The sequence below is a fragment of the Microbispora sp. CA-135349 genome, from assembly GCF_050947365.1.
Classification (GTDB): Bacteria; Actinomycetota; Actinomycetes; order Streptosporangiales; family Streptosporangiaceae; genus Microbispora.
Window position 1 is genome coordinate 2,297,454 of record NZ_CP192001.1, and the last position, 25,047, is coordinate 2,322,500.

At 71.8% G+C, this 25,047-nt stretch carries 21 protein-coding genes (1 of these 21 cut by a window edge); 12 read left to right on the forward strand and 9 right to left on the reverse strand.

Going from position 1 to position 25,047, the window contains the following annotated elements; all coding sequences use genetic code 11:
- The first annotated feature begins 5 nt into the window (after positions 1-5).
- From ACQPZZ_RS10995 to ACQPZZ_RS11005, 3 genes are read left to right on the forward strand one after another with little or no spacing between them, the layout of a single operon-like run.
- Positions 6-932, forward strand: coding sequence for a carbohydrate ABC transporter permease (locus ACQPZZ_RS10995; protein ID WP_363647228.1), 927 nt, complete (start codon positions 6-8; stop codon positions 930-932).
- A 1-nt stretch (position 933) separates the two neighbouring features.
- Complete coding sequence (locus tag ACQPZZ_RS11000) at positions 934-1,785, forward strand: carbohydrate ABC transporter permease (RefSeq protein WP_432931279.1); 852 nt, start codon at positions 934-936, stop codon at positions 1,783-1,785.
- Positions 1,782-3,158, forward strand: coding sequence for a GH1 family beta-glucosidase (locus tag ACQPZZ_RS11005; protein ID WP_432931281.1), 1,377 nt, complete (start codon positions 1,782-1,784; stop codon positions 3,156-3,158). Before ACQPZZ_RS11000 ends, ACQPZZ_RS11005 begins: the two co-directional genes overlap by 4 nt.
- Positions 3,159-3,182: 24 nt before the next feature.
- Here ACQPZZ_RS11005 and ACQPZZ_RS11010 read toward each other — a convergent pair whose 3' ends face one another.
- Both ACQPZZ_RS11010 and ACQPZZ_RS11015 read right to left on the reverse strand, forming a co-directional pair.
- Positions 3,183-4,055: an aryldialkylphosphatase gene (locus ACQPZZ_RS11010; RefSeq protein ID WP_432931283.1), complete on the reverse strand. Its 873-nt coding sequence runs from the start codon at positions 4,053-4,055 to the stop codon at positions 3,183-3,185.
- A 75-nt stretch (positions 4,056-4,130) separates the two neighbouring features.
- Positions 4,131-4,856 carry an SDR family oxidoreductase gene (locus tag ACQPZZ_RS11015; RefSeq protein ID WP_432931285.1) on the reverse strand — a complete coding sequence of 242 codons (726 nt, stop codon included), beginning with the start codon at positions 4,854-4,856 and terminating at the stop codon, positions 4,131-4,133.
- A gap of 44 nt (positions 4,857-4,900) precedes the next feature.
- On the opposite strand from ACQPZZ_RS11015, the gene ACQPZZ_RS11020 reads away from it, so the two are divergent.
- Complete coding sequence (locus tag ACQPZZ_RS11020; protein WP_432931287.1) at positions 4,901-5,362, forward strand: nuclear transport factor 2 family protein; 462 nt, start codon at positions 4,901-4,903, stop codon at positions 5,360-5,362.
- Here the strand turns inward: ACQPZZ_RS11020 and ACQPZZ_RS11025 are convergent.
- Complete coding sequence (locus ACQPZZ_RS11025) at positions 5,359-6,000, reverse strand: VC0807 family protein (protein WP_432931289.1); 642 nt, start codon at positions 5,998-6,000, stop codon at positions 5,359-5,361. The genes ACQPZZ_RS11020 and ACQPZZ_RS11025 overlap by 4 nt on opposite strands.
- A 285-nt stretch (positions 6,001-6,285) precedes the next feature.
- Between ACQPZZ_RS11025 and ACQPZZ_RS11030 the strand changes: the two genes are divergently transcribed.
- Positions 6,286-7,131, forward strand: a complete 846-nt coding sequence (locus ACQPZZ_RS11030; RefSeq protein ID WP_432931291.1) for an LLM class F420-dependent oxidoreductase — start codon at positions 6,286-6,288, stop codon at positions 7,129-7,131.
- A gap of 3 nt (positions 7,132-7,134) precedes the next feature.
- Here the strand turns inward: ACQPZZ_RS11030 and leuE are convergent, their stop codons facing one another.
- Positions 7,135-7,806 carry a leucine efflux protein LeuE gene (leuE, locus tag ACQPZZ_RS11035; protein ID WP_432931293.1) on the reverse strand — a complete coding sequence of 224 codons (672 nt, stop codon included), beginning with the start codon at positions 7,804-7,806 and terminating at the stop codon, positions 7,135-7,137.
- Positions 7,807-7,917: 111 nt separating this feature from the next.
- Here leuE and ACQPZZ_RS11040 point away from each other — a divergent pair, with 111 nt between their 5' ends.
- The 3 genes from ACQPZZ_RS11040 (at position 7,918) to ACQPZZ_RS11050 (ending at position 13,772) form a co-directional block, all read left to right on the forward strand.
- Complete coding sequence (locus tag ACQPZZ_RS11040) at positions 7,918-9,306, forward strand: selenium-binding protein SBP56-related protein (protein ID WP_432931295.1); 1,389 nt, start codon at positions 7,918-7,920, stop codon at positions 9,304-9,306.
- Entirely contained in the window at positions 9,303-9,902 is a 600-nt protein-coding gene (locus ACQPZZ_RS11045) for a hypothetical protein (RefSeq protein WP_363647218.1), read from the forward strand. Before ACQPZZ_RS11040 ends, ACQPZZ_RS11045 begins: the two co-directional genes overlap by 4 nt.
- A gap of 426 nt (positions 9,903-10,328) precedes the next feature.
- Positions 10,329-13,772 (forward strand): AfsR/SARP family transcriptional regulator, encoded by a 3,444-nt coding sequence (locus ACQPZZ_RS11050; protein WP_432931297.1) that lies wholly within the window; start codon positions 10,329-10,331, stop codon positions 13,770-13,772.
- Here the strand turns inward: ACQPZZ_RS11050 and ACQPZZ_RS11055 are convergent.
- From ACQPZZ_RS11055 to ACQPZZ_RS11065, 3 genes are read right to left on the reverse strand one after another with little or no spacing between them, the layout of a single operon-like run.
- Positions 13,706-15,421, reverse strand: a complete 1,716-nt coding sequence (locus ACQPZZ_RS11055; protein ID WP_432931300.1) for a CocE/NonD family hydrolase — start codon at positions 15,419-15,421, stop codon at positions 13,706-13,708. The two genes, ACQPZZ_RS11050 and ACQPZZ_RS11055, sit on opposite strands and share 67 nt — an antisense overlap.
- Entirely contained in the window at positions 15,418-16,266 is an 849-nt protein-coding gene (locus ACQPZZ_RS11060) for an ABC transporter permease (RefSeq protein WP_432931302.1), read from the reverse strand. Before ACQPZZ_RS11060 ends, ACQPZZ_RS11055 begins: the two co-directional genes overlap by 4 nt.
- Positions 16,263-17,204, reverse strand: a complete 942-nt coding sequence (locus tag ACQPZZ_RS11065) for an ATP-binding cassette domain-containing protein (RefSeq protein ID WP_432931304.1) — start codon at positions 17,202-17,204, stop codon at positions 16,263-16,265. Before ACQPZZ_RS11065 ends, ACQPZZ_RS11060 begins: the two co-directional genes overlap by 4 nt.
- A 353-nt stretch (positions 17,205-17,557) precedes the next feature.
- Between ACQPZZ_RS11065 and ACQPZZ_RS11070 the strand changes: the two genes are divergently transcribed.
- From ACQPZZ_RS11070 to ACQPZZ_RS11085, 4 genes are all read left to right on the forward strand, one after another.
- Positions 17,558-18,733 carry a glycoside hydrolase family 18 protein gene (locus tag ACQPZZ_RS11070; protein ID WP_432931306.1) on the forward strand — a complete coding sequence of 392 codons (1,176 nt, stop codon included), beginning with the start codon at positions 17,558-17,560 and terminating at the stop codon, positions 18,731-18,733.
- A gap of 489 nt (positions 18,734-19,222) precedes the next feature.
- A complete protein-coding gene (locus ACQPZZ_RS11075; protein WP_432931309.1) occupies positions 19,223-20,695 on the forward strand; it encodes a carbohydrate binding domain-containing protein in 1,473 nt (490 codons plus the stop codon).
- A gap of 49 nt (positions 20,696-20,744) precedes the next feature.
- Complete coding sequence (locus ACQPZZ_RS11080; protein ID WP_432931311.1) at positions 20,745-22,217, forward strand: carbohydrate-binding protein; 1,473 nt, start codon at positions 20,745-20,747, stop codon at positions 22,215-22,217.
- Between the two features lie 378 nt (positions 22,218-22,595).
- Positions 22,596-23,969, forward strand: a complete 1,374-nt coding sequence (locus tag ACQPZZ_RS11085) for a glycosyltransferase 87 family protein (RefSeq protein ID WP_432931313.1) — start codon at positions 22,596-22,598, stop codon at positions 23,967-23,969.
- A gap of 32 nt (positions 23,970-24,001) precedes the next feature.
- Here ACQPZZ_RS11085 and ACQPZZ_RS11090 read toward each other — a convergent pair whose 3' ends face one another.
- Together ACQPZZ_RS11090 and ACQPZZ_RS11095 are read right to left on the reverse strand one after the other, a co-directional pair.
- Entirely contained in the window at positions 24,002-24,409 is a 408-nt protein-coding gene (locus ACQPZZ_RS11090; protein WP_432931315.1) for a hypothetical protein, read from the reverse strand.
- Between the two features lie 142 nt (positions 24,410-24,551).
- On the reverse strand, positions 24,552-25,047 hold the end of the coding sequence (locus ACQPZZ_RS11095; protein ID WP_363647208.1) for an AI-2E family transporter. It continues 602 nt past the right edge of the window; only the last 496 of its 1,098 coding nucleotides appear in the window; its start codon lies off the right edge, out of view — the gene reads right to left on this strand; it ends in the stop codon at positions 24,552-24,554.

Sequence of the window (25,047 nt, forward strand, 5' to 3'; positions counted from 1 at the left end):
CGACCATGACCTCCGTCAGATCAGGGCCCCGGCGCCGCTGGGCCTACCAGCTCGACGTCAAGGGCTCGCCGTACCTCTACATCGCCCCGTTCTTCCTGCTGTTCGGTGTGGTGGGCATGTTCCCGCTGCTGTACACCGCGTACGTCTCGCTCACCGACTGGGACCTGCTGGAGCCGACCCATGAGTGGGTGGGGCTGACCAACTATGCCGAGCTGCTGGCCGACGACTACTTCTGGAACGCGCTGTTCAACACCGTCAGCATCTGGCTGTTGTCCACCGTGCCGCAGCTGCTGGCCGCGCTGTTCATCGCGCACATGCTCAACCGCAGGCTGCGCGCCCGCACCCTGTTCCGGATGGGCGTGCTGCTGCCCAACGTGACCTCGATCGTCGCGATCACGATCATCTTCGCCCAGCTCTTCGGCCGCGACTTCGGCATGGTCAACTGGGCCCTCGACCTGGTGGGCCTGGATCCGATCGACTGGCAGGCCGGGACACTGTCCTCGCACGTCGCGATCTCGTTGATCGTCATCTGGCGGTGGACCGGCTACAACGCCCTCATCTACCTGGCCGCGATGCAGACCATTCCCGAGGGCCTGTACGAGGCCGCCCGGCTGGACGGCGCGAGCCAGTTCACCCAGTTCCGGAAGATCACCGTGCCGATGCTCCGCCCCACGATCATCTTCACCGCCGTCGTGTCCACCATCGGCGGCTTCCAGATCATCGCCGAGCCGCTGCTGTTCCAGGCCGGCACCGGCAACCCGACCGGTGGCTCGGACCGCCAGTTCCAGACCGTCGGCCTCTACCTCTATGAGCAGGGCTTCGGCCTGTACAAGTTCGGCTACGCCTCGGCGATCGCCTGGGCCCTCTGCGTGATCATCGTGGTCATGGCGCTCGTCAACTTCGCCATCACGCGCAAGATCAGGAGCAACTGACATGGCAATCGCCACGGCCGTCCAACGCCGACTGAACCCCCGGGGAGCCGGGTTCTGGACCTACGCCGCGCTCGTCGCCGTGCTGCTCGGCTCGCTGTTTCCCATCTACTGGTCGCTGGTCGTGGCGTCCAATGACAACGACGCCATCGCCAGCGTTCCGCCGGTCCTCACCCCCGGCGGCCACCTGTTCGAGAACATCGCCCGGGTCTTCGACACCACCCCGTTCGGCAAGGCGATGCTCAACTCCATCCTCGTGTCCGGCTCGGTCACCATCTCGGTCGTGCTGTTCTCCACGCTGGCCGGCTTCGCCTTCGCCAAGCTGCGCTTCCGCGGGCGCAATGTGCTGCTCCTCCTGGCCATCGCCACCACCACCGTGCCGCAGCAGCTCGGCATCATCCCGCTGTACATCCTCATGGCGGAGTTCGGGTGGACCGGCAGGCTCCAGGCGGTGATCGTGCCCGGCCTCGTCACCGCGTTCGGCGTGTTCCTCATGACCCAGTACCTCTCCAGCGCCATCCCCGACGATCTGCTGGAGGCCGGCCGCATCGACGGGTGCAGCACACTGCGGCTGTTCTGGCACGTCGTGCTGCCCGCCGCCCGCCCGGCCGCCGCCGTGCTCGGCCTGTTCACCTTCATGCATGCCTGGAACGACTTCTTCTGGCCGCTGGTCGTCCTCACGCCGGAAAACCCCACCGTCCAGCTCGCGCTCTCCAGCCTGGCCAGCGGCTACACCACCGACTACGCGCTCGTGCTCACCGGCACCGTGCTCGCGATCGTGCCCGTCGTGGCGGTCTTCGCCGTACTGGGCCGTCAGATCATCGGGGGAATCATGTCAGGAGCGATCAAAGGATGACCCGGGAACGTACGGCCTTTCCCGCCGGGTTCGTGTGGGGGACGGCCACCGCCGCCTACCAGATCGAGGGCGCCGTGGACGCCGACGGGCGCGGGCCCTCCATCTGGGACACGTTCTGCCGGGTCCCCGGTGCGGTGGCCGGGGGCGAGAGCGGCGAGCACGCCTGCGATCACTACCACCGCTGGCAGGAGGACGTGGAGCTGATGGACCGGCTCGGTGCCGGCGCCTACCGCTTCTCTCTGGCCTGGCCCAGGATCATGCCCGACGGCGACGGCCAGGTGAACCAGCGCGGCCTCGACTTCTACAGGAGGCTCGCCGACACCCTGCGCGAGCACCTCATCGAGCCGTACGTCACCCTCTACCACTGGGACCTGCCCCAGGCGCTGGAGGACCGCGGCGGCTGGCGCGACCGCGACACCGCCGAGCGTTTCGCCGACTACGCCGAGGTCGCCCACGAGGCGCTGGGCGACACGGTGTCACGGTGGATCACGCTGAACGAGCCCTACTGCTCGTCCATCGTCGGCTACGCCGAAGGCCGCCACGCACCCGGCGCACGCGAGGGTCACGGCGCGCTCGCCGCCGCCCACCACCTGCTGCTGGGCCACGGCCTCGCGACGGCCAGGCTGCGGGCGCGGGCGCGACCGGGACAACAGGTCGGCATCACGCTCAACATGTCCCCCACGGTGCCCGCGTCCGGCTCGGCGGCCGACGCCGACGCGGCGCGCAGAATGGATCTGCTGGTCAACCGGCAGTTCACCGACCCACTGCTGCTCGGCGCCTACGCGGCCGACATGGTGGAAACCTTCGGCGCGATCAGCGACTTCTCCTTCCGCCGCGAGGGCGACCTGGAGATCATCGGTGCTCCGCTGGACTTCCTGGGCGTCAACTACTACTACCGCATCCACGCCGCCGCGGCGCCGTACGAGCAGGCGGACCCCGCGCTGCGCTCCGCCTTCGATCTCGGGGTGCGCAGCGTCACCCCGGACGGCGCGCAGACCAGCGGGCTGGGCTGGCCGATGGAGCCACAAGGGCTCCACCAGACTCTCCTCGGCCTGACCCGGCGCTACCCCGCGCTACCGCCGATCTTCATCACGGAGAACGGCTACGGCGACGACGGGGCTCTCGACGACACCGGTCGCATCGGCTTCCTGCGCGACCACCTGGCCGCCATCCGCGACGCGATGGCCGACGGTGTGGACGTGCGCGGCTACTTCTGCTGGTCGCTGCTCGACAACTTCGAGTGGGCCCGCGGGTACGCCGCCCGGTTCGGGCTCGTCCACGTCGACTACGAGACCCAGACCCGCACCGAGAAGGCGAGCTTCCATTGGCTGCGCGAGTTCATCGCGAAGCAGGGTGAAGATCCTGGCACCTAGGTCGGGCGGCTCCCAGGCGAGCCGTCAGGGGGTGAGCCAGCGCAGGGGGTTCTCGTGCGTGATGAGACGCAGCGTGCCGTCGTCCACGCCGGCCTCCCGCAGGGCCGGGATGACCGATGAGAACAACCGGCCGTAGCCCTGCCCGCCGTACCCGTCCAGATGCTCCCGCAGGCGTACGCCGCTGCTGAGCAGGACACGCTCGGCGTGCCCGGCGTCGAGGAGGGTGAGGACGTCCTCGGCGTCGTCCACGCTCACGTACGCGCCGGTCTCGGCGATCTTGCGCTGGGCCAGCGGGTCGCCGGTGCGGGCGCTGAGACGCCGGGCGGGAACGTTCTGCGAGAGCAGGAGCTCCAGCAGTTCCAGGCCGCCCGTCGCGACCGGCAGGTCGGTGCGCAGGGAGGCGCGGGCGGCCGCGACGACGGCCCGTTCCTCGGCGGGGGTGGGCGTCTCGTCCCACGCGGCGGTGACGATGACGCCCGGCCGCGCGCCCGTCCCGTCCAGTCCGGCGCCGATCTCGTGCAGCAGGTCGGCGGTCAGGTCCTCCACGCCGTACCGCGTGATGGCCTCACCCGCGAACGGCTGCGCGGCGAAACCGGTGGCGGCCACGATCGGGACGCGCGCGGCCATCGAGATCCGGGCGAGCGCGGCCGGGTCGCGCGCCATGCCGATGCAGCTGTGCTCCACGACGAGGCCCAGCGCCTGCTCCCTGCCGAGATGCTTGACCTCGGCCAGCACGTACCGCTCCTCGTCCAGCCACCGGCGGGGATCGGAGTCGACGCCGATGCCCCAGCGGGTGTCGGTGCGCAGGTGCTCGTACGGGAGCACCGGCCCGTGGATCTCGGCGACGGGGACGGCGCCCGTGACGGTCTGGATTCGGGGAAAAAGTGCGCCGGACATGAACGGACAGTAACCGATTTTTTGTCTAAACCGCTCCTGAATCACATGATTCTTTACCTTTGGCGCGTGAGCGGGTCAGCTCATCGTCTTGCCGCCGTTGACGGCGAGCCGCTGCCCGGTCACGAACCGGGCGCCGGGGGAGGCGAGGAACGCCACCGTCTCGGCGATGTCCGTCGGCGCGCCCATGTGCCCCAGCGGAACGTCGCGCAGATAGCCGGTGTAGTCCTCCGGGGGGACGTCCGCGTGGCGCTCCACCGGGATCCAGCCCGGCTCGACCGTGTTCACCGTGATTCCGTACGGCCCCAGCTCGCGGGCCCACGACCGGGTGAGCCCGTGCATGGCGGCCTTGGCGGAGACGTAGTGCCCGAACTCCGGATTGCCGAGGTCGGCGACCTCGCTGCCCACGTTGACGATCCGGCCGGAGCCCGCCTCGCGCATGCCGGGCAGCACGGCCTGCAGGATCAGCAGCGGGGCCTTGACGAAGAAGCGGAGCTGGCCGAGGTGGTCCTCCCAGGTCTGCTTCTCCACCGGCATCAACGGCTGCGGGCCGGTGGCGTTGTTGACGACCACGTCGACGTGCCCGATCGCGGCCACGCCCTCCCGCACGGACTCCTCGTCGGTGACGTCGAACCGCGCCAGGCGGGCCGAGCCGCCGGCGGCGGTGATGCGCTCGGCGACGGCGGAGGCGCCGGCCGTGTCGTTGGCGTAGTTGACGGCGACGTGCCAGCCGTCCGCGGCGAGCCGTTCGGCGATGACGGCGCCCAGACCTCGTGAGGCGCCCGTGACCAGTGCGGTACCCATGAGGAATGTGCCTATCACAGATCGCGTGGTGCAGGATGGGGCGCATGGATGAGATCGCCGCACTGGTGGACCGGGCCGAGATCGTGGACGTCGTCACCGCCGTCTTCGACACCGTGGACGCCAAGAACTGGCCGGTGTGCCGGGAGCTGTTCGCCGACGAGGTGGATGCCGACTTCACCAGCCTCAACGGCGGGGAGCCGGCCCGGATCGGCGCCGAGGCCCTCGTGGACGGGTGGCGGACCGGACTGCACGCCCGCAAGCAGAGTTTCCACACCGTGAGCAACTTCGCGGTGACCGTCGACGGCGCCGAGGCGCACGTGACCACCAAGGGATACTCCTACAACCTGCTCGACGCCGCGCTGGGCGGCGGCATGTTCGAGGTGTGGGGCGTCTACCGGCTCAGGCTCGTACGGCGGGCCGAGGGGTGGAAGGTCACGGCCTTCGCGTTCGACGCGTGGCACACCCGCGGCGACGAGGCGGTGCGCACGCACAGGCTGGAGAGCTAACGGGTGATCGCCGGGACCTCGGTGTGCAGGCGCCGCAGGACCCGGCGGAACGCCCAGATGGACGCCACGAAGGCCAGGCCGGTGACGACCGCGACGGCGGCGGTGCGGATGATCAGATAGTCGCCGATGGACTCGTGCAGCAGCAGCCAGATGCTCATGGCCGAGTTGGCCAGGAGGACGAACGCCCACAGCAGGGTGATCCGGGCGAAGAAGGTGCGGACGCGCTCGTGCCGCAGCACGAACGACGGCAGGTGGATGTAGTCGAGCGTGAGCCGCTGGACCAGCGGGCGGCGCATCCGCACCGAGGCCAGGAGCACCATGCTGATGCAGATCGTGCCGAGCTCCGGCTGGATGAAGTAGAGGACGGGGCTGCCGGTCCACAGCCCGATCACGGTGCGGAAGGTGATCGCGATCGTCGCCATGATCATCGTGCCCGGCACGGGCTGACGCCGGGTGATCCGCCACAGGACGCCCAGGTAGACCCATGACACGGCGGCCATCAGCGCGCCGCGCAGCCCGAGCACCGCGAGGGCCGCGTAGAAGACCACGAGGGGAGCCACCACGCCTTCGAGGAGCCGGGGCACCGCCTGCTTGATCAGTGCGGTGAGCCTGGGCAGTGCGAAGGGTGCGTGGTTCATGGTGACTCCAACGGGCCGGCAGGGGAGACCGACGCTGTAGTTGGGCAACGCGCCTACCCGGACATCGTGGGCGGAAACGCCCTTAGGGTGGCTCCTTGTCGGTGGCTCACCGTACCCGACGGCCCACCATGCGGGGGCCGAATGCGCCGGGCCGGTTTCCGGGTCATAACGGTACGGCATGACCGCGGCCGGCCGGTGGGTTCGGGCGAACCCCTGGTCAGCGCTTTACCGGTGGCCGCGGGGCGCTTTCCCCGGCGCGCGAAGGGCGCGGGTTACGTTGACGGCATGGACTCAGGTTTCGGCTACTTCGCAACACATGATGCGGTTCGTCCTGATGCCCTGGCCCGACTCGTGGAGCAGCGCGGCCACGCGGCGCTGCTGTTCACCGAGCACACGCACATTCCCGTGCCACCCGGCGGCGAGACGCCGAAGGACGAGTGGGGAGGCGAGCTGCCCCGGCGCTACTGGCACACCTACGATCCGTTCGTCGCCTCGATGGCCGCGGGCGCGGCGACGACCCGGTTGCGCGTGGGAACGGGCATCTGCCTGGTGCCCGAGCACGAGCCGCTCGGCCTCGCGAAGACGGTGGCGAGTGTGGACGACCTGACCGGCGGGCGGTTCGAGTTCGGCGTCGGCGCGGGCTGGAACCGCGAGGAGTTGCGCCACCACGGCGTCGACCCTGCCCGCCGGTTCGCCGTCATGCGGGAGCGCATCCGGGCCATGCAGGCGATCTGGACCCGTGACGAAGCCGAGTATCACGGGGAGTTCGTGTCGTTCGACCCGATCTGGTCATGGCCGAAACCAGCCCAGAAGCCGTACCCGCCGATCCTGGTGGGCGGCGTGGGGCCGCGCGTCTTCGACCGGGTGCTCGGCTACGGCGACGCGTGGCTGCCCAACTACGGCGAGGGGATCGTCGAGCGGATCCCCGAGCTGTTCCGGCGAGCCGAGGAGGCGGGCAGGCGCGTCGAGGTCGTGATGCTGGCCGCGCCGGCGGACCCCGCCGCCCTGGAGCGGTGTGAGGCGGCCGGGGTCACGCGGGTCATGGCCTGGCTGCCGTCGGCCGGATACGACGGGATCCGGCGGGCGATGGACGCCTTCGAAAACGCCCTCGCCGAGTTGCACGGGGAGTGAGGCTCAGCTGAGCGTGGCGGTGGCCAGCTTGGCGCCGAAGCCGAGGAAGAGCGCGCCGACCCCCGAGGTGAGTGTGGCGGCCAGCTTGCGGCGGCGCCGGAAGTGGGTCGCGAGGAACGTGCCGCCGAAGATGAGCGTGCTCAGGTAGGTCACGCTGAAGATCTGCACGATCAGCGCCAGGATCAGGAACGACAGCGCCGGCGCGCCGTACGACGGGTCCACGAACTGCACGAAGAACGCCACGAAGAACAGGATCGCCTTGGGATTGAGCAGGCTGATCGTGAACGCCTTCCGGAACGGGTGGCCCGCGGGAGCCGCAGCGGGTGCCTCCGCCGCCTCCGCCGCCTGGGCCGGCGCCCCGCCGCGGGAGGACCGCAGCGAGCGCCAGGCGCCGCGGAGCATGCCGAAGCCGATCCACGCCAGGTAGACCGCGCCGGAGTACTTCACGATCGTGAACAGGACGGGCGTGGACTTCAGCAGCGAGGCGACGCCCGCGGCCGACAGGAACATGAGCACCGAGTCGCCGGCGAAGACCCCGGCCGCCGCGCGGTAGCCCTGCCGCACCCCCCGCTGGGCGGCGGTCGAGAGCACGTACAGCGAGTTCGGCCCGGGCAGCAGGATGATCAGGAACGAGCCCACGACGTAGGTCCAGATGTTGGTGATCCCGAAGAACATCCCTGCTCCCGCAAAAGGCCGAATGGTCTAGTTATAGCCTCTCGCCGTTCCCTGCCGCAGCTCGGTAGATCCCTATTGACCCTATGGGAAATTAGGGACAACCTTAACGGCATGACGCTGTGGAAGCCCGATCCGACCTTCTACCCCTCGCCGCGCGACGCCGCCGAGGCGCCGCCGGAGAAGCTCGCCTACGTGGCGGCCTTCGACCGGTCGGCCCAGCGGCCCGACGCGCTGGCCGTGCTGGACACCGACCCAGGCTCTTCGTCGTACGGGACCGTGGTCGGCTGGACCGACCTGCCGTACACGGGGGACGAGCTGCACCACTTCGGCTGGAACGCGTGCAGCAGCGCGTTGTGCCCCTACGCGCCGCACCCGCACGTCGAGCGGCGCTACCTGATCGTTCCCGGCCTGCGGTCGTCGCGGATCTACGTCTACGACACCAAGGACCGGGTCAGCCCGGAGCTCGTGAAGGTCGTCGAGGCCGAGGAGCTGGGCAAGCGGGCCGGCTACTCCCGTCCGCACACCGTGCACTGCGGCCCGGAGGGGCTGTACGTCAGCGCGCTCGGCGGATACGGCGACGACGGGCCCGGCGGCATCGCCATCCTCGACCACAACTCGTTCGACGTGCTCGGCCGGTGGGAGGTGGACCGCGGGCCGCAGTATCTGGCGTACGACTTCTGGTGGCACATCAACCACGACGTGATGATCACCTCGGAGTGGGGCACGCCCTCGATGATCGAGGACGGCGTCGTCGGCGAGCTGCTGCTGGGCCGCAAGTACGGCCACAAGCTGCACTTCTGGGACCTGCGCAAGCGGAAGCACCTCCAGGAGGTGGACCTCGGCGACCAGCACCAGATGGCGCTGGAGCTGCGGCCCGCGCACGACCCCACCAAGACCTACGGCTTCGCCGGGGTCGTCGTCAGCGTCGAGGACCTGTCGGCCTCCGTGTGGGTCTGGCACAAGGAGGGCTCCCGCTGGGCGGCGCGGAAGGTGATCACCATCCCGGCCGAGCCCGCCTCGCCGGACGACCTGCCCGACGTGCTCAAGCCGTTCGGCGCGGTACCGCCGCTGGTCACCGACATCGACCTGTCGGTGGACGACCAGCGCCTGTACGTGTCGTGCTGGGGCACCGGCGAGCTCAAGCAGTACGACGTGTCCGACCCGTTCAAGCCGGTCGAGCTGGGGTCGATCCGCCTCGGCGGCATCGTGCGGCGCGAGGCGCACCCCGCCGCGCCGGACGAGCGGCTCGCCGGTGGGCCGCAGATGGTCGAGGTGAGCCGCGACGGCCGCCGGGTCTACGTCACCAACTCCCTGTACGGAGCCTGGGACGACCAGTTCTACCCCGACGGCGTCGGCGCCTGGATGGCGAAGATCGACACCGAGTCGTTCACCCTGGACGAGCGGTTCTTCCCGCACGGCGACGACTTCCGCGGCCTGCGCCCGCACCAGACCCGGCTCCAGGGCGGCGACGCGTCCTCCGACTCCTACTGCTACCCGTGACGCTGACCGCCGTCATCCTGCTCGGCGCCTTCCACGGGATCAACCCCGCGATGGGCTGGCTGTTCGCCGTCGCCAGGGGGCTGCAGGAGCGCAGCCGCGACCTGCTGCTGCAGTCCCTGCCGGTCATCGCGCTGGGCCACCTCGCCTCGGTGGCCCTCGTGGTGCTCGCCGTGTCGGCGACCGGGTCGATCGTGACGGCCACGGCCCTGTCGATCGGGGCAGGCGTCGTGCTCGTCGGGTTCGGCCTGTGGCACCTGCTCGCCCGGCGGCACTTCCGCTGGGTGGGCATGCGGCTGTCGCTGCCGCAACTGGCCGCCTGGTCGTTTTTGATGTCGTCGGTGCACGGCGCGGGCCTGATGCTGCTGCCCGTGCTGACCCGCATGCCGGCGAGTCACCACGGGCACGTCCTGTCGGGCGGCATGCTCGTCGCCGGCGTGCACACGCTCGCGATGTTCCTCACGGCGACCGTCGTCGCCGTCGTGGTGTACGAGTTCCTCGGCGTGGCCGTCTTGCGCCGGGCCTGGTTCAACCTCGACAGGATGTGGGCGTTCGCCCTGGTGGGGGCGGGCGTCATCACCCTGGTCGGCGCCGTCTGAGCAAGGCTCAGGCGCAGTCTCTCCGCTTCACCGACTCGGACCAGTCCGGGAGCACGTCGGTGATCCGCGGACGCGTGATGGACCAGAGTTCACGCCCGTACCCCGGCACGTGTTCCTGGCCGCCGAGCAGGACGTAGGTGGCCTTGTCGAAGATGAGGGATTCGCGGGAGACGGCGCCCCCGGGGCCCAGGTCGCCCAGCGGGAGCCGTCGACGGATGCCCAGATCTCGCCGTTGATGTGGCGCGGCCCGACATTGGGGACCCCGCTCTCGCTGCGCGCGTACGCGATCCGTTCGTAGTGGAGGTACTGGTCGTCGCGGGGCTCCGGCCACTGGGTGGCGGTCGCGGCCTCGGCCGCCCGCCGCAGGACCTCGGCGGCGCCCGGCAGGTGGGCCCCGGCCCCGGGCGCCTGGCAGGATTGACCGACGTGCGGGTTCGTCTCCTCGGCGCGCTCGAGGTCGTCGACGACGACGGGGCTGCGGTCGCCGTCGCGGGCACGCGCGTGCGCGCGCTGCTGGCCCTGCTCGCGTTGGAGCCCGGCCGCCTCGTCCCGGCCGACCGGCTCGTGGACGCGCTGTGGGAGGACGGTCCACCGGCCAACGCCGCGAACGCCCTGCAGACGCTGGTGAAACGCCTGCGCGCGGCGCTCGGGCGGCCCGGCGCGGTGGTGTGGCGCGACGGCGGCTATTTGCTCGGCGTCGAGCCGGCGCGGGTCGACGCCCACGTGTTCACCACGATGACCTTTCGCTACGCGACGGGCACGCTGCCGGACCGGGCGGCGGGCGCCGCAGCCCCGAACGCGGTGCTTCATGACGCGTGCGCGGAACTGGACGAGGCGCTGGCGTTGTGGCGCGGGCCCGCCCTGGCCGACCTGCGCGCGGTGCCCGCTCTGGCGGCCGCGGCGACCCGGCTGGAGGAGCGGCGGCTGGCCGTGGTCGAGGCCCGCGCCGCCGCGTATCTCGCACTGGGCCGCGAGGTGGACCTGTCCGCCGAGGTGGCCGCCCATCCGCTGCGTGAGCGGCTGTCGGCCCTGACGATGCGCGCGCTCGCGCGCTCGGGCAGGCAGGCCGCGGCACTGGCCCTGTTCGAGCGGGTCCGGCGGGCGCTCGCGGACGAGCTCGGCGTCGATCCGGGCCCGGAGCTGCGGGCCGCCCAACTCGACGTGCTGCGCGGGCAGGTCCCGGCTGCGCCCGCCCGGCCAAATGGCGGTGCCCAAGGTCCAACCATCGGCAGCGCCAGTGTCACCGCCAGTGTCACCGCCAGCGGCACCGGCGGTGACACGGCCAGTGGCGTCGTCCACGGCACCGCCAGGAGCGCCACCGGCGGCACGGGCCGGCGCGCGGGCAGGGTGTGGGCGCCGCCGACGACCTTCGTCGGCCGCGAGCAGGAAGTCGCGCACCTGTCGGCCCTTCTGCGCGAATCCCGGCTGGTCACGATCGTCGGGCCGGGCGGGGCGGGCAAGACGCGCCTGGCCGTCGAGACCGCTCTGCGCCTCACCGGAAACGGCGTCGCCGGGGAGGGGAAATCCGGAGAGGGCGGCTCCGGGCCGGGCGGGCACGGCGGGAGCGGGCACGGCGGGAGCGGGCACGACGAGATCGGGCACGGCGGGAACAGGTACAGCGGGAACGGGTACGGCGAGGGGGCGTGGCTGGCCGAGCTGGCCCCCCTGACGGATCCCGCGGACGTCGTACGGTCCGTGCTCGCGGCGCTGGGCGCCGACGCCGAGCCGCGGGTGGGCGGGGACTGGCGGCGCGACCCGCAGGACCCGGCCGAGCGCCTGGTCGCCTCCCTCGCCGGGCGCGAGCTGCTGCTCATCCTGGACAACTGCGAGCACGTGATCGACGCCGCGGCGGGCCTGGCCGAGCTCGTGCTGCGCCGCTGCGCGGGCGTGCGGGTGCTGGCGACCAGCCGCGAGCCGCTCGGAGTGCCGGGGGAGGCGCTCGCCCCGATCCCGCCCCTCGCCCTGCCCCCGGAGGGGGTCGCCCCCGATGAGGCGGGGGAGCACCCGGCCGTACGCCTCCTGGTGGACCGCGCCCGCGCGGTGAGCCCCGGCTTCGCCCTCGACGAGCACACGACCCCGCACGTGGTCACGATCTGCCGCCGTCTCGACGGGATGCCGCTCGCCATCGAACTGGCCGCGGCGCGGATCAGGGCGCTCGGCCCGGAACGGCTCGCGGCCCGCCTCGACGACCGGTTCCGCCTGCTGACCGGCGGGAGCCGTACGGCCCTGCCGCGGCACCGGACGCTGAGCGCGGTGGTCGAGTGGAGCTGGGACCTGCTCACACCCGAGGAGCGGACACTGGCGGAGCGGCTCGCGGTGTTCGCCGGCGGCGCCACGCTCGACGACGCGGAGCCGGTCTGCGGAGGCGACGGCCTCGACGTGGTGGCGGTGCTGCCGTCCCTGGTCGACAAGTCCTTGCTGGAGACGACGGGCGACGGCCGGTTCCGGATGCTGGAGACGATCCGCGCGTACGCGCTCCGGCGGCTGACGGACACGGGTGAGCTCGACCGCTACCGGCGCCGGCACGCGGCCCACTTCCTGCGGCTCGCCGAGGAGGCCGAGCCGCGCCTGCGCGGAGCCGGGCAGCTGGAGTGGATGGCCAGGCTGACCGCCGAGCAGGACAACCTGAACGCCGCCCTGCGCTGGGCCGTCGATTCCCGCGAGACCGAGACCGCGCTGCGCCTGTGCGGCACGCTGGGCTGGTACTGGTGGCTGCGCGGGCATCGCGGTCAGGCGGCCGTCTGGGCCGGGCAGGTGCTCGATCTCGTCCCCGAGGGCCCGCCCGCCGGGCTGGTGCGCGCCTACGCCGGATGCCGGTTCGCGGTCACGGTCACCCGGCTCGGCACGATCTGGATGGAGCCCGCCCGGCTGGAGGAGATTCGCCGGGAACTCGGCGATCTCGTCGAGGCTGGCCTGCGTGAGGGCCCGGTGCATCCGATGCTGCCGATCCTGCGGGCGGTCGTGACGGCGATGGCCGGGCGAAGGGAGGAGGCGGCCGCGATGCTCGACGCGTACGCCGGCTCGGACGACCCCTGGCTGGCCGGCTCGGCACTGATGATCAGAGGCGGGTCGCTCGGCCTGCCGGGCGACGGCGAACGGGACGTCGAGGAGGCGGTGCGCGGGTTCCGGGCGCTGGGGGAGCGCTGGGGGCTCAGCGAGGCACTGCTCACGCTGGCCACACTCCGCGCCCGCCGGGGCGCGCCGACGGCGGATCTGATCGGCGAGATCGCGGGGCTGACCGCCGGATGGGTCAGCGCGGACGACACGATCTCCACGCTGACCCGCCTGGCCGAGCTGCGCCTTCAGGCGGGCGACGCCGAGGGTGCGGCGGCGGACGTCGCCGCCGCCCGGTCCCAGGTGTCCGCCGGTGTCTCGCCCTACGCGCTCGTCCAGGTGAGCATGGGTGAGGCGAAGGTGGCGCGGAGCAGGGGCGACCTCGACGGCGCGGTCGCGGCGCACGAGGAGGCCCTGGCCGTGCTGGAGGCCAACCCCGCCGTCCCGCAGCAGCTCGCGACGACGTACGCCGAGTACGGCAGGGCGCTGCTGGCCAAGGGCGACCTCGACGGCGCACTGGCGCGTCACCACGAGGCGCTGCGCGCCCTCGGCGCCACCCCCGACCTGCCCGTGCTCGGGACCGTGCTGGCCGGGCTCGCCATGATCGCTCTGGCCGAAGGCGACGCGGAGCGGTCCGCGTCGCTCTTCGGCGCGGCCGACGCCGCTCATGCGGGCCTGCGGGCCGATGCCGGGGCCGCCGAGGCGCTGACGGCGGCGCGCGAGGCGGCGGGCCCGGCCTTCGACGCCGCCTACGAGCGCGGCCGTACGGCGTCGCGTGAGGACCTCGGCCTGCCCGCCACCGGCAGCACCAGGTAGGACGGCGCGCTGACCGTGATCAGCGCGTCGCCGGGGTGCCGGGCGTACTTGGGGAAGGTCGAGCCCGCGACCTCCACCCGCACCCGGTGTCCCGCACCGAAGACGTGGGCCAGATTGCCGAGGACGACGCGTACCCTCTCCGGTCCCGCGCCGCCACCCGCGACTCCGGCGATGCCGTCCACGAGGATCTCCTCCCGGCCGTCCGGGCACACGTCCACGAGTTTGCCGGTGACGGTGAAATGCGCGTCACCGGAACCTGCGGCGTCGCGGCCCGCCGCCACAGGGCGGTCGGCCGGCGGGTGCGCCGCGTCGACCTCGACGGTGACCACCAGTTCGGCCGCCCCCATGACCTCAAGCGGCGCCGGCAGCGGCGCGGTCGTGTGACGGAGCACGTCGGCCCGGCCGGCGAGCGGCCGCTGGTCCACCGGCCCGGGCCCCGGGGGCAGGAACTCCACCACGTCGCCGCCCATGGTCGGAACGGGATCGCCGGGGTCGGAATGGAAGGAGGCGCGCAGCGCCGTCTCCGGCCCGAGGGCGCCGCCGTCTCCCAGGTGGTAGCGGACGGACTCCCCCTCCGGCGGCCAGCCGGCCATCGCCCGCCACTCGCAGGCGCCCGTGACGAACACCCGGACCCTCGCGTCGTCCCTCAGCGGCGTGCCGCGCATCCAGTGGCCGAACCAGTCGAGGTGGAGGCCGGTCCAGTCGACGGCCTCGCCGCTCGCGTGTTCGCCGTGGTCGCGTCCCGCCAGTCTCCGCTCGCGGACCGCGTGGGTCCACGGGCCGACGACGAGGCGGGCTCTGCCGCACAGAGCGTGGTAGGTGCGGATGGTGCTGTCGCGGAAGTAGTCGTACCAGCCGGTCGACAGCAGCGCCGGCGCCTCGATCCTGTCGTAGCGCGCCTCCAGGTCGGCGTCCCGCCACAGCTCGTGCGAGGGGCCGGGGTGCGCGAGCCAGTCGGAATAGAAGGGGAAGAGGTCCGCGATCTCCGGCTGGTCCCCGACGGGAAGGCGCCGGAGCATCTCGTCGAGCCGGGTCGCCGGGGCGGCCGGGTGACCGTTTTCTCCCGGATCGAGCCGGGCGCGGCGTGCCCGTTGCAGGGGCGCGATGACGGTCGCCAGGACCGGGAGGACGACGCCCAGCCGGAGGACGCCGCCGGCGTACACCACGTCGTGCAGCCCGGCGGGGCAGGCGGAGGGCGCGACGGCCCGCAGCCCGTCCGGCCGCTCGCTCGCGGCCAGAAGCTGGGCGATCCCGAGGTAGGAGTCGCCGAACATGCCGACCTGCCCGTCGCACCACGACTGGCGCGCGGCCCAGGTCACCGTGTCGTGCCCGTCGGCGGCCTCCCCGGTGATGAACCGCAGGTCGCCCTCCGACTCGCCGGTGCCGCGCACGTCCTGCACCAGCACCGCGTAGCCCGCCGACAGCAGCCGGGTGACGTCGAGCCGCAGGCCAGGGCCGTAGGGCGCCCTGCCGTACGGAGTCCGGGCCAGCAGGACGGGATACCGCCCGCCGGGCTCGGGCAGCCAGACGGTCGCGGCGAGCCGTACGCCGTCGCGCATGGGCGTCCACACGTCCCGGCCGGGCGGTAGATCCGCCGCGCAGCCGGGTGCGGGGACGGGGATCGCGGGGCTCATCGCCGGGGCGTTCATCGGATCCTCCGGGTGTAGGCGCGTACGGCGAGCGGGACGAAGCAGGCGGTGACGGCGGCGGCCCACGCCAGGGTGACCCAGACGTGCGCCCCCACGGGCGCGCCGGTGAGCAGGGCGCGGACGGCGTCGGCCAGGTGCGAGACCGGGTTGACCGACGACCACCAGCGCAGCACGCCCGGCAGGTTGGCCGGGGGGATGAACGCGCTGCTGCCGAACGTCAGCGGCAGCAGGACGGCGGTCGCCGTGCCCTGCATCGAGGCGACGGACCTGGCCTTCAACCCGAGCCAGGCCGACACCCAGCTCAGCGCCAGTGTGAACACCAGCAGCAGGGCCAGGCCGCCCAGCGCCTCCAGAGGCGTGGCGGTGATCCGGAACCCGGCCGCGATCCCGGCGAGCAGGGCCACCGAGATGGTCGCGGCCGTCGTCAGCGCGTCCGCGGTCACCCGCCCGACGAGCGGGGCGGAGCGGGCGATCGGCATGCTCCGGAACCGGTCGAACACGCCGTTCACGATGTCCTCGGCGAGGTTCATCCCCGTGGTGTTCGTCGAGAGGAGGGCCACCTGCGTGAGCACGCCGGGCATCAGATAGCGCGCGGCGTGCTCGGGGTCGCCGGACATCGCCCCGAACATCAGGACGAAGACCACGACCATGAAGATCGGCTGAAGCAGGAACTGGACGAGCCGGCCGGGTTCGTTCCTCAGCGGCACCAGGCTCCGCCGGGCGAGGGTCATGCCCTGCGCGAGCGCGCTCCGGCGCCCGTACGTGGACGGCATGGCGGTCATCGCGTCCTCCCCGCGGACGTCGTCGGTCTGTCGTGGTGATCTCGTGACGGGTGCGGCGGTCATCGCGTCCTCCCCGTGGTCGCGGCGCCGGTGAGGGCGAGGAACGCTTCGTCGAGCGTGGGCCTGCGCACGGCGTGCTCGGAAAGGGGGACATCGGCCTCCTGCAGCCGGCGGAACACGGCATGGCTCACCGCCGGGTCCAGCAGTGGAACGCTGAGCAGCCCGTCCTCCCCGCGGTGCGGGGTGAGGCCGGAAACCTCGGCGAGGATCAGTTCCGCCTTCTCCGCGTCGCGCTCGGGCCGTATCTCCAGCCGCCGGTCGCCCGCCCTGGCCTTCAGCTCGCGTGGCGTGCCCCTGGCGGCCACCAGGCCGTGGTCGATGAGCACGATCTCGTCGGCGAGCTGGTCGGCCTCCTCCAGGTACTGCGTCGTGAGCAGCACGGTCGCCCCGCCCGCCACCTGCTCGTGCACGATGCGCCACAGGTCCGCCCTGGCGCGCGGGTCGAGCCCCGTCGTCGGCTCGTCCATGAAGATGATCGACGGCCGGCCGACCAGGCTGACGGCGAGGTCGAGCCGCCGCCGCATGCCGCCCGAGTAGGACCTCGCCGCCCGGTCGGCGGCGTCCTCCAGCCCGAACTCCGCGAGCAGCGCGGCCGCCCTGCTCCGGGCCGTGGTCCGGCTCATGCCGAGGAGCCGCCCGATCATCACCAGGTTCTGCCGCCCGGTCAGCTTCTCGTCCACCGACGCGTACTGGCCGGTCAGGCCGATCAGCTTCCGCACCTCGGCCGGCGCCTTCACCACGTCGTGCCCGCCGACCATCGCCCGGCCGCCGTCGGGAGACATGAGCGTGGCGAGGATGCGCACCGCGGTGGTCTTGCCCGCGCCGTTGGGGCCGAGCACGCCGAGCACCGAACCCGGCGGCGCGGCGAGGTCGATCCCGGCCAGCGCGGCCTTGTCGCCGTATCTCTTCACGAGACCGTGGGCCTCAATCGCGTACGTCATGCTCCGACGGTCGCCGCCCGCACTGGCACGGCGCTGGCACGGCGCTGGCGGCGTCGGCACCGGCCCGGCGGGACCGGCACCGGGCCGGCACGAGGCCGGCGGGGAGGAACCGGCGCGGCGCCCCGCGGCTTCGCGGCCCGGCAGCGGGGGTGAAACTTGCAAAGAAGCGCGGCGTCGTCGATAACCGCAGGTGGTGCCGCTGGAACGTGCCCGCCTGCGACATGAGTCGCGGATAATCCCGGCTTAAGACTCCGCTCCTTGTCCGCGACGCGACGACCTCACTACGCTCCCGCGGCATTCCTCTTCCGTCCTCCGCGGCTCGTCGCGGAGGCTCATCCTTGTTCGGAGCCCACATGGGAGCGATCACGCGTGGCGCCTTCACCGTCGTGGTCCTGAGCGCCCTGCTGTCCTCGTTGTTCGTCGCCTGGTACGACCCGGCCCGCGCCACCGAGACCGACACCACGGCCATCAGGCAGACGCAGGCCAGGTCACGCATCGTGGTGCCGCGGGCCGCCGCCGCACCGGCGCGGGCCGCGGTCGCTCCCGCACAGGCGGTCACCCCCGCGCGAGCGGCCGTCGCCGCACAGGGAGCCGCCGCACAGGGAGCCGCCGCACAGGGAGCCGCCGCAGCGCAGGCGGCCGCCGCCGTTCCCGTGCCGGAGGTGACGGTCACCGTGACCGTCACACCGTCGCCGTTCCCCTCGCCGTCCTCCTCACCGGGCGGCCGCATCAGGGTCGGGTACGTCCCGCAGCGCGGCGCGTACGGCGCCACGTCAACGGTGCGCGATCTCCACACCAGCGGGCTGGCGGGCAGGCTGACCCACGTCCTGTACGCCTTCGCGAACATCGACCCCGGCTCGCTGACCTGTCTCACCGGGGTCACCCGCCCGCTCGCGCCCGACCCGAACGACCCCGACCAGGGCGACGGCGCGGGGGACGCCTGGGCCGACTACCAGCGCGGCTTCACGGCCGCCGAGTCGCTGGACGGCGTGGCCGACCCTCCGGACGCGCCGCTCGCCGGCAATTTCAACCAGTTGAAGAAGCTCAAGGCCCGCCACCCCGGCCTGAAGGCGCTGGTCTCGATCGGCGGCTGGACGTATTCCAAGTACTTCTCCGACGTCGCGCGGACCACCGCGACCCGGCAGAGGTTCGTGAAGTCGTGTCTCGACGCGTACATCAGGGGAGACCTTCCGGGCGTCGACGGCAGGGGCGGGCCGGGCAGCGCGGCGGGCGTCTTCGACGGCGTCGACATCGACTGGGAGTGGCCCGGCGGCGAGGGGCACCTGGGCAACCACTCCGGCCTCGACGACAGACGGAACCTGACGGCCCTGCTGGCCGAGTTCCGCGCGCAACTCGACGCGCTCGGCGCGGCCACCGGCCGCCGTTATCTGCTCACGGTCTATCTCCCCGCCGACCCGGACCGCATCGAGTCCGGGTTCGACCTGGAGAAGCTGGTCGGCCTCGTCGACTTCGTCAACGTCCAGAGCAACGGCAGGCACGCCCTGCGCGAGGGCGCGATCCTGCGCTGAACCGCCCCCCGAGACCCCTGTGGCCCGGCCCCCGAGACCCGCCCGGCGGCAGCATCGCCGGCACGGCCCGCTGCCGGGGACCGCCGAGGTGGGCCGGGCGTCGGTCCACCGCCGCGCGCCCCGCATAACACGTACGCGGCCTCGACCCCGGCCTGACAGCCTTCGTTAGGAACGCTGTCGAATTGGGTCTTGTGGACCCGCGACCGCGAGGCTACGATCCGTACAACTCTTAGGAAACTTTCCTAAAAGAAAACGCCCCGGGAGCCGACATGGCCTCTTCCCCTCCCTGACGTCTCCTCCTCCCGCGTCCCGTCGCGCTCCCGGCTTCCGTACGGCCGGTGTCGTCCGATCGGCCGCCTCCGTCAGGCGCCGGTCGTACGGAGATCCACCAACCTCCCGTTCACCCCCCACAGAGGTTGTGACCATGCAGATCACGAATCGGCGCCGCGCGTACCCGGCGATCTTCGCCGCGCACCCGGGACGGCGCGCATGAGAAAGCTCATCGGCATCGGCACGGCGGCGTCCCTCGCCTGCGCCGCCCTGCTCACCGGGGGCTTCACCGGAACGGCCCGGGCCGCGAACATCGCCGCCAACCCGGGCTTCGAGTCGGGCCTGACGGGCTGGACGTGCGCACCGACGGCGCAGGTGGTGTCAAGTCCGGTGCACGGCGGGTCGAAGGCGCTGTCGGCGACGCCGACCGGCAACGACTACGCCCGGTGCCGGCAGACGATCGCGGTGAAACCGTCCACGACGTACGCGTTGTCGGCCTGGGTGCGGGGCGACTACGTGTTCCTCGGCGCGACCGGCGCCGCGGTCGAGGTCCAGACGTGGGCATCGCCGGGGTCGGCGTGGTCGCGCCTGGCCACGTCCTTCACCACCGGATCCGCCACGACGAGCGTGACGGTCTACGTCAACGGATGGTACGGCCAGGGCGCCTACTACGCGGACGACCTCGTCCTCGACGGACCGGGCACCACGCCCTCGCCGTCCCCCTCGCCGTCCCCGTCGGCCTCGGCCAGTCCGTCGCGGTCGCCTTCACCCTCACCCTCGCCGAGCGCGAGCCCGTCACCCTCCGGACCGCCGCCCGGCCCGGGCGCCATCACCTTCGCGCCGTACGTCGACGTCACGATGACCACGCCGTCGCTGGTGAGCGCGTACACCGCGACGGGGGTGAAGAACTACACCCTCGCCTTCGCGCTGGGGGACAGCACGGGCTGCACCCCGGCCTGGGGCGGCACGATCCCGATCGGCGACGCCCGGATCGTCGGCGACGTCAAGGCCCTGCAGGCCAGGGGCGGTCAGGTGATCGTGGCCACCGGAGGCGCCGTGGGGCCCTACCTGGAGCACACCTGCGGCACCTCGGCGGCGCTGCTCGCGGCGTACAAGAAGGTGCTGGACACGGTCGGCACCAACTACCTCGACGTGGACGTCGAGGCGTCCATCGACGCCGCCAAGGTCAACACGGCGCTCAGGCAGTTGCAGGCCGAGCGGGGCACCGTGATCAGCTACACGCTGCGGGTGCAGGGCCAGGACTACGGCGTCGACCCGTTCTCGGTGCAGATCCTCCAGGACGCGGCGGCCAGGGGCCTGAACGTCCTGGTCAACCCGATGCTGATGGACTTCGGCTACTCCGGTGCCTGGGGCGCCGCGATGGTCGGCGCGGCGAACGCCACTGTGGCCCAGATGAAGCAGATCTGGCCGTCGAGGACCGACGCGCAGATCAAGCGGATGCTCGGCCTCACCCCGATGATCGGGAAGAACGACACGGGCCAGGTGACCTACCAGGCCGACGCCCGCACGCTCCTGTCGTACGCACAGGCCAACCACGTGGGACGGATCGGCTTCTGGTCGGTGGGCCGGGACAACGGCGGCTGCCCGAACGGCACCCTCTCGCCCACCTGCAGCGGCGTCTCCCAGTCCGCCTACGAGTTCACGAACATCCTCAAGGCCTTCACGGGCTGACACCTCCTCGACCCCCCACTCACCCCCCAACCCACCTTTGCGAGGAAGAATGCAGCTTCGCTTCGGTACGGACCGGCGCGTCAGGGCGCTGGTCGCCCTGCTCGCCTCCATCCTCCTGGCCGTCGCCGGGCTGGTCGCGGGAACGGCCGCGTCCGCCTCCGCGGCCCCGAACACCGTGGTCATGCTGGCCTACCCGGCCTGGGCCCCGAACACCTGGTACGCCGTCGGCGCCCGGGTGACCTACAACGGCACCGACTACGAGTGCATCCAGGCGCACACGTCCCTGACCGGCTGGGAGCCGCCGATCGTCCCGGCGCTGTGGAAGCCGGTCAGCGGCGGAGGCAACCCGAGCCCGTCGCCGACGCCTCCGTCGGGCGCGCCGGGCAAACCGGGCAACCCCGGCGTCACCGGCACCACGAACTCGTCGATCTCGCTGTCCTGGTCCGCGTCCAGCGGCACGGTGACCGGGTATCGCGTCTATGAGGGAACCTCGGTCAAGGCGACCGTCGGCGGCACCAGCGCCACGATCTCCGGCCTCGGCACCTGCACCACCCACACCTACACGGTCAAGGCGTACAACTCGAACGGCGAGTCGGCGGCGAGCGGCTCGGCGACCGGCACGACCACGGGCTGCCCCACGAGCGGCGGCAAGCTCCCCGGCGCGCCCTATCTGTACGAGGGCTGGGGCAACCCGCCGAACCCGGCCACGGTCATGAACGCCACCGGGGTCAGGCAGTTCACGATGGCCTTCATGCTCTCCGGCGGCGGCTGCACCCCGGCGTGGGACGGCTCCCGCCCGTTGTCCGGCAGCCCCGACGCCACGGCGATCTCGCAGATCAAGGCCGCCGGCGGAAACGTCCAGATCTCCTTCGGCGGCTGGCAGGGCAACAAGCTCGGCCCCAACTGCTCCAGCTCGTCCGCCTTCGCCTCGGCCGTCCAGCAGGTCATCAACGCCTACAACCCGGCCGCGGTCGACTTCGACATCGAGAACACCGACGAGTTCGAGAACGAGGCCGTCCAGGACCGCATCCTCGGCGGACTGAAGATCGTCAAGCAGAACAACCCGAACGTCAAGGTCGTCGTCACCTTCGGCACCAGCACGACCGGCCCGAGCTGGTGGGGCACCCGGCTGATCAACCAGTCGAAGGCGCTCGGCGTCGCCATCGACAACTACACGATCATGCCGTTCGACTTCGGCGGCGGCGCGAACATGTACCAGAACACGGTCAACGCGTCCGAGGGCCTGAAGAACGCGCTCAAGGCGGCCTGGGGCTGGAGCGACGCCCAGGCGTACGCGCACATGGGCATCTCGGGCATGAACGGCCTGTCCGACCAGCAGGAGCTGACTTCCGTAGCCACCTGGACACAGATCCGCGACTGGGCCAAGTCGAAGGGCCTGGGCCGGCTCGCCTTCTGGTCGGTCAACCGCGACCGCGGCTGCCCCGGCGGCGGCGTGGTGTCGAACTGCAGCGGCATCGCGCAGAACGACTGGGACTTCACCAGGATCACCGCGGGCTTCTGATCCGGCGACGGCCAGAGGGATCCGGCACGGCTCGCCGGGCCGGATCCCTCGCCGTTTCCGTGCCGTTTCCGCGCGAACGCCCGCATACGGCGTCCGCTGAGCGTGCGGCGGTGCTGAGCAGGCGGCCGGTCCGGCGGGGACGACCCCCCTACCCGCCGGACCGGTCGCCCCCGTGCGTCGGGGCGAGCAGGCCGATCAGCATCCCGACGATCACGGCCACGGCAAGGGTGATCCACAGGCGAATTTTCATCGAAGTCTCCTGAATATAACGCTCCGTGGTCACAATACCCCGAAACGTAACGGACCGCGACGGCCGGTCGGCCGAATGCTCGATCGAGTCGCCGGTTTTGCCGTTCGTCGGGCAGGCTTGGCATCGTCATGGAATACGCGATCCCCACCAGCATCGTTCTCGTCGCCGGCGTCGTGCTCGCGCTCGTCGCCCAGTGGAAGGGCTGGCGGCCGTCCCTGGCCGTCACGCTCACGCTCGGCATCGCCGTACGCGTGCTGATCATGGTCTTGTCGGCCCGGGACACCCAGTGGCAGCCGGTCGACTACGTCAACAGCTTCCAGCCCGCCGGCGTGGCGATCCTGGATCACCGCGATCCGGTGCTCGAGAGCAACGGCGGATGGCACTTCCTCCCGACGGTCCCGTACATGTACGGCCTGCTGCTGTGGCTGGGCATCCCATGGGAGTACGCCGGTCGCATCGTCACCGTCGTGTCCGACGTCGTGCTGATCCCGCTGGTCGGCAAGCTGGCCGGGGGGCGAACCGAGAAGCTGCGCGCCTTCCAGTACGCCTGCAACCCCCTCGCCATCCTCGTCGCCTCGGTGCACGGTCAGGTCGAGCCGGTCTCCCTGGTCTTCGGAGTCGCGGCGTACGTCGTGGCACGCGGCCCCGGCGACTGGCGGCGGCCGGCGCCGCTGCCGTGGGCCCGTCTGCGGCTCGCGAACCGTGACCTGCCGCTCCCCTGGATGACGCCGGGCGAGATCGTGCGGCGCATCGTCCGTCCGTCGGACGAGGACCGCGCGGCGACGGGCCGGGCGGTGTGGGCCGGGCTGCTCATGGGGCTCGCGCTCTGCGCGAAGAGCTGGCCGGTGATCCTCGTGCCGGCTCTGCTGATGTTCCTGCCGGGGCTGCGCAGCCGCCTGGCCACGCTGGTCGCCACCGGCGTCTCGCCGGTCTTCTTCCTGCTGACGCTGCCCATCGGCGGCTGGACCGAGTGGCGGCAGTTGCCCGAGGTGCTCAACACCATCGGTCTGCGGCCCAGCGACGTCCGCCCGATCACGGGCGACTGGGGCTGGACGGCCCTGGTCAGCGGCGGCAACTGGAACCTCGACCCCACCCCGGCGAGGATCGGCCAGTACATGATTTACGCCGCGATCGTCGCCTGTCTGATCTGGTGGCGCAGGGCCGACCCGGTCGACGTCACGATCGCGATCCTGCTGTCCTTCATGATCTTCACGCCGCGTCTCGGCGCGCAGTATCTGCTGTGGTTCATGCCGTTCCTGGTCGCCCGGCCCACCCGCTGGGCCTGGCCGGCGATCCTCGGGAGCTCGCTCTGGGCGGCGATCGGATACATCGTGCTCACCCAGTTTCGCGGGACCGAATGGGGCGAGCTGCACGCGCCCTGGGCGATCAGCTCGCTGGTGCTGTTCCCCCTGCTGATCGCGGCCATCCCGTGGCGGCGCAGGCTCGCGGAGACCGCACCGGCACCGGTTCCGGGGGAGAAGGAGACCGTTCCCGCCACCTGAGCCCGCGCCCCTTCCGTTGGGGACAGGGGCGCTCAGGTGACGATGAGGCGGACCATGTGGCCGTGGCTCGCGTAGCCGGAGTCGCCGTCGAGCATCCCGGTCACGCACTCGAACACGCCGGGCGCGGCCTGCCGTACGAAGAAGACGCTCTCGGCGATCGCCGACAGCAGCCGGATCACGTCCCGGTGCACATGGACGCCCTCCCTGTCGCCCGCCAGCGAAACCGTCACCTCGTAGACCCCGTCGGTGAGCAGGCGTTCACCGGTCAGCAGCCACTCCGACCCGCATGCCCGGCGCAGATGGGGGAGCAGGTGCGCCTCGGGCAGCTCCGTCACCCACCCGTCCCGCGTCATCGCTTCGAGCAGGGCGGAGACCTGCGGCTCCATCGCCGAGGCGTCCGCGATCCCGGTGAACCGCTCGTCGTCGTCCCATCGCCGCATGATCCGACCCTAAGCCGGAGCGCCGCGCCTCACCGCGCGAAACGTCCCGTGTCGAGGGCCGACCCGGCGGCCCTGGCCACGCCTCGTCCCGAATGTCACCCATGGCCGTCGGGGTTCCCCTGTGCGGTACGGCCGGAGAGCCTCACCGGCGCTCGGACTGTTCGGACTGTTTCGGCTGTGGTTCGGGGCGTGACGCGGGGGCGCGTTCCGGCAACCGGCCGGAGATGAGCGCCGCGGCCCAGGTGGCGTCCGGATCGCTGTCGACCAGCAGGGCGCGGGCCAGCAGGCTCAGCGGGATCGCCAGCAGCGCGCCGAGCGGGCCGAGCACCCACGCCCAGACGATCAGCGAGAGGAACGTGGCCGTGGTGGACATCCCCACGGCGTCACCCAGGAACTTCGGCTGAATGAACGACTGGATGACCACGTTGATCGCGATGTACGCCACGATCACCAGCAGCATGGTCTTGGGGCCGCCCTCCAGCAGCCCGAGCAGCGCCGGCGGAATGAGGCCCAGGACGAACCCGATGTTCGGGATGTAGTTCGTGATGAGGGCGAGCACTCCCCACAGCAGCGGCAGCGGAACGCTCAGCACGTACAACGCGGTGACGTCCAGGACCGAACAGATGAGGCCGAAGACG

Bases quoted from the DNA above. Each gene is read 5' to 3' on its own strand.
- ACQPZZ_RS11070 (WP_432931306.1), top strand. From the start codon at position 17,558: ATGGGAGCGATCACGCGTGGCGCCTTCACCGTCGTGGTCCTGAGCGCC.
- ACQPZZ_RS11075 (WP_432931309.1), top strand. From the start codon at position 19,223: ATGAGAAAGCTCATCGGCATCGGCACGGCGGCGTCCCTCGCCTGCGCC.
- ACQPZZ_RS11020 (WP_432931287.1), top strand. From the start codon at position 4,901: ATGGATGAGATCGCCGCACTGGTGGACCGGGCCGAGATCGTGGACGTC.
- ACQPZZ_RS10995 (WP_363647228.1), top strand. From the start codon at position 6: ATGACCTCCGTCAGATCAGGGCCCCGGCGCCGCTGGGCCTACCAGCTC.
- ACQPZZ_RS11005 (WP_432931281.1), top strand. From the start codon at position 1,782: ATGACCCGGGAACGTACGGCCTTTCCCGCCGGGTTCGTGTGGGGGACG.
- ACQPZZ_RS11015 (WP_432931285.1), bottom strand. From the start codon at position 4,856: ATGGGTACCGCACTGGTCACGGGCGCCTCACGAGGTCTGGGCGCCGTC.
- ACQPZZ_RS11080 (WP_432931311.1), top strand. From the start codon at position 20,745: ATGCAGCTTCGCTTCGGTACGGACCGGCGCGTCAGGGCGCTGGTCGCC.
- leuE (WP_432931293.1), bottom strand. From the start codon at position 7,806: ATGTTCTTCGGGATCACCAACATCTGGACCTACGTCGTGGGCTCGTTC.
- ACQPZZ_RS11025 (WP_432931289.1), bottom strand. From the start codon at position 6,000: ATGAACCACGCACCCTTCGCACTGCCCAGGCTCACCGCACTGATCAAG.
- ACQPZZ_RS11010 (WP_432931283.1), bottom strand. From the start codon at position 4,055: ATGTCCGGCGCACTTTTTCCCCGAATCCAGACCGTCACGGGCGCCGTC.
- ACQPZZ_RS11030 (WP_432931291.1), top strand. From the start codon at position 6,286: ATGGACTCAGGTTTCGGCTACTTCGCAACACATGATGCGGTTCGTCCT.
- ACQPZZ_RS11060 (WP_432931302.1), bottom strand. From the start codon at position 16,266: ATGACCGCCGCACCCGTCACGAGATCACCACGACAGACCGACGACGTC.
- ACQPZZ_RS11090 (WP_432931315.1), bottom strand. From the start codon at position 24,409: ATGCGGCGATGGGACGACGACGAGCGGTTCACCGGGATCGCGGACGCC.
- ACQPZZ_RS11000 (WP_432931279.1), top strand. From the start codon at position 934: ATGGCAATCGCCACGGCCGTCCAACGCCGACTGAACCCCCGGGGAGCC.
- ACQPZZ_RS11085 (WP_432931313.1), top strand. From the start codon at position 22,596: ATGGAATACGCGATCCCCACCAGCATCGTTCTCGTCGCCGGCGTCGTG.
- ACQPZZ_RS11055 (WP_432931300.1), bottom strand. From the start codon at position 15,421: ATGAACGCCCCGGCGATGAGCCCCGCGATCCCCGTCCCCGCACCCGGC.
- ACQPZZ_RS11065 (WP_432931304.1), bottom strand. From the start codon at position 17,204: ATGACGTACGCGATTGAGGCCCACGGTCTCGTGAAGAGATACGGCGAC.
- ACQPZZ_RS11040 (WP_432931295.1), top strand. From the start codon at position 7,918: ATGACGCTGTGGAAGCCCGATCCGACCTTCTACCCCTCGCCGCGCGAC.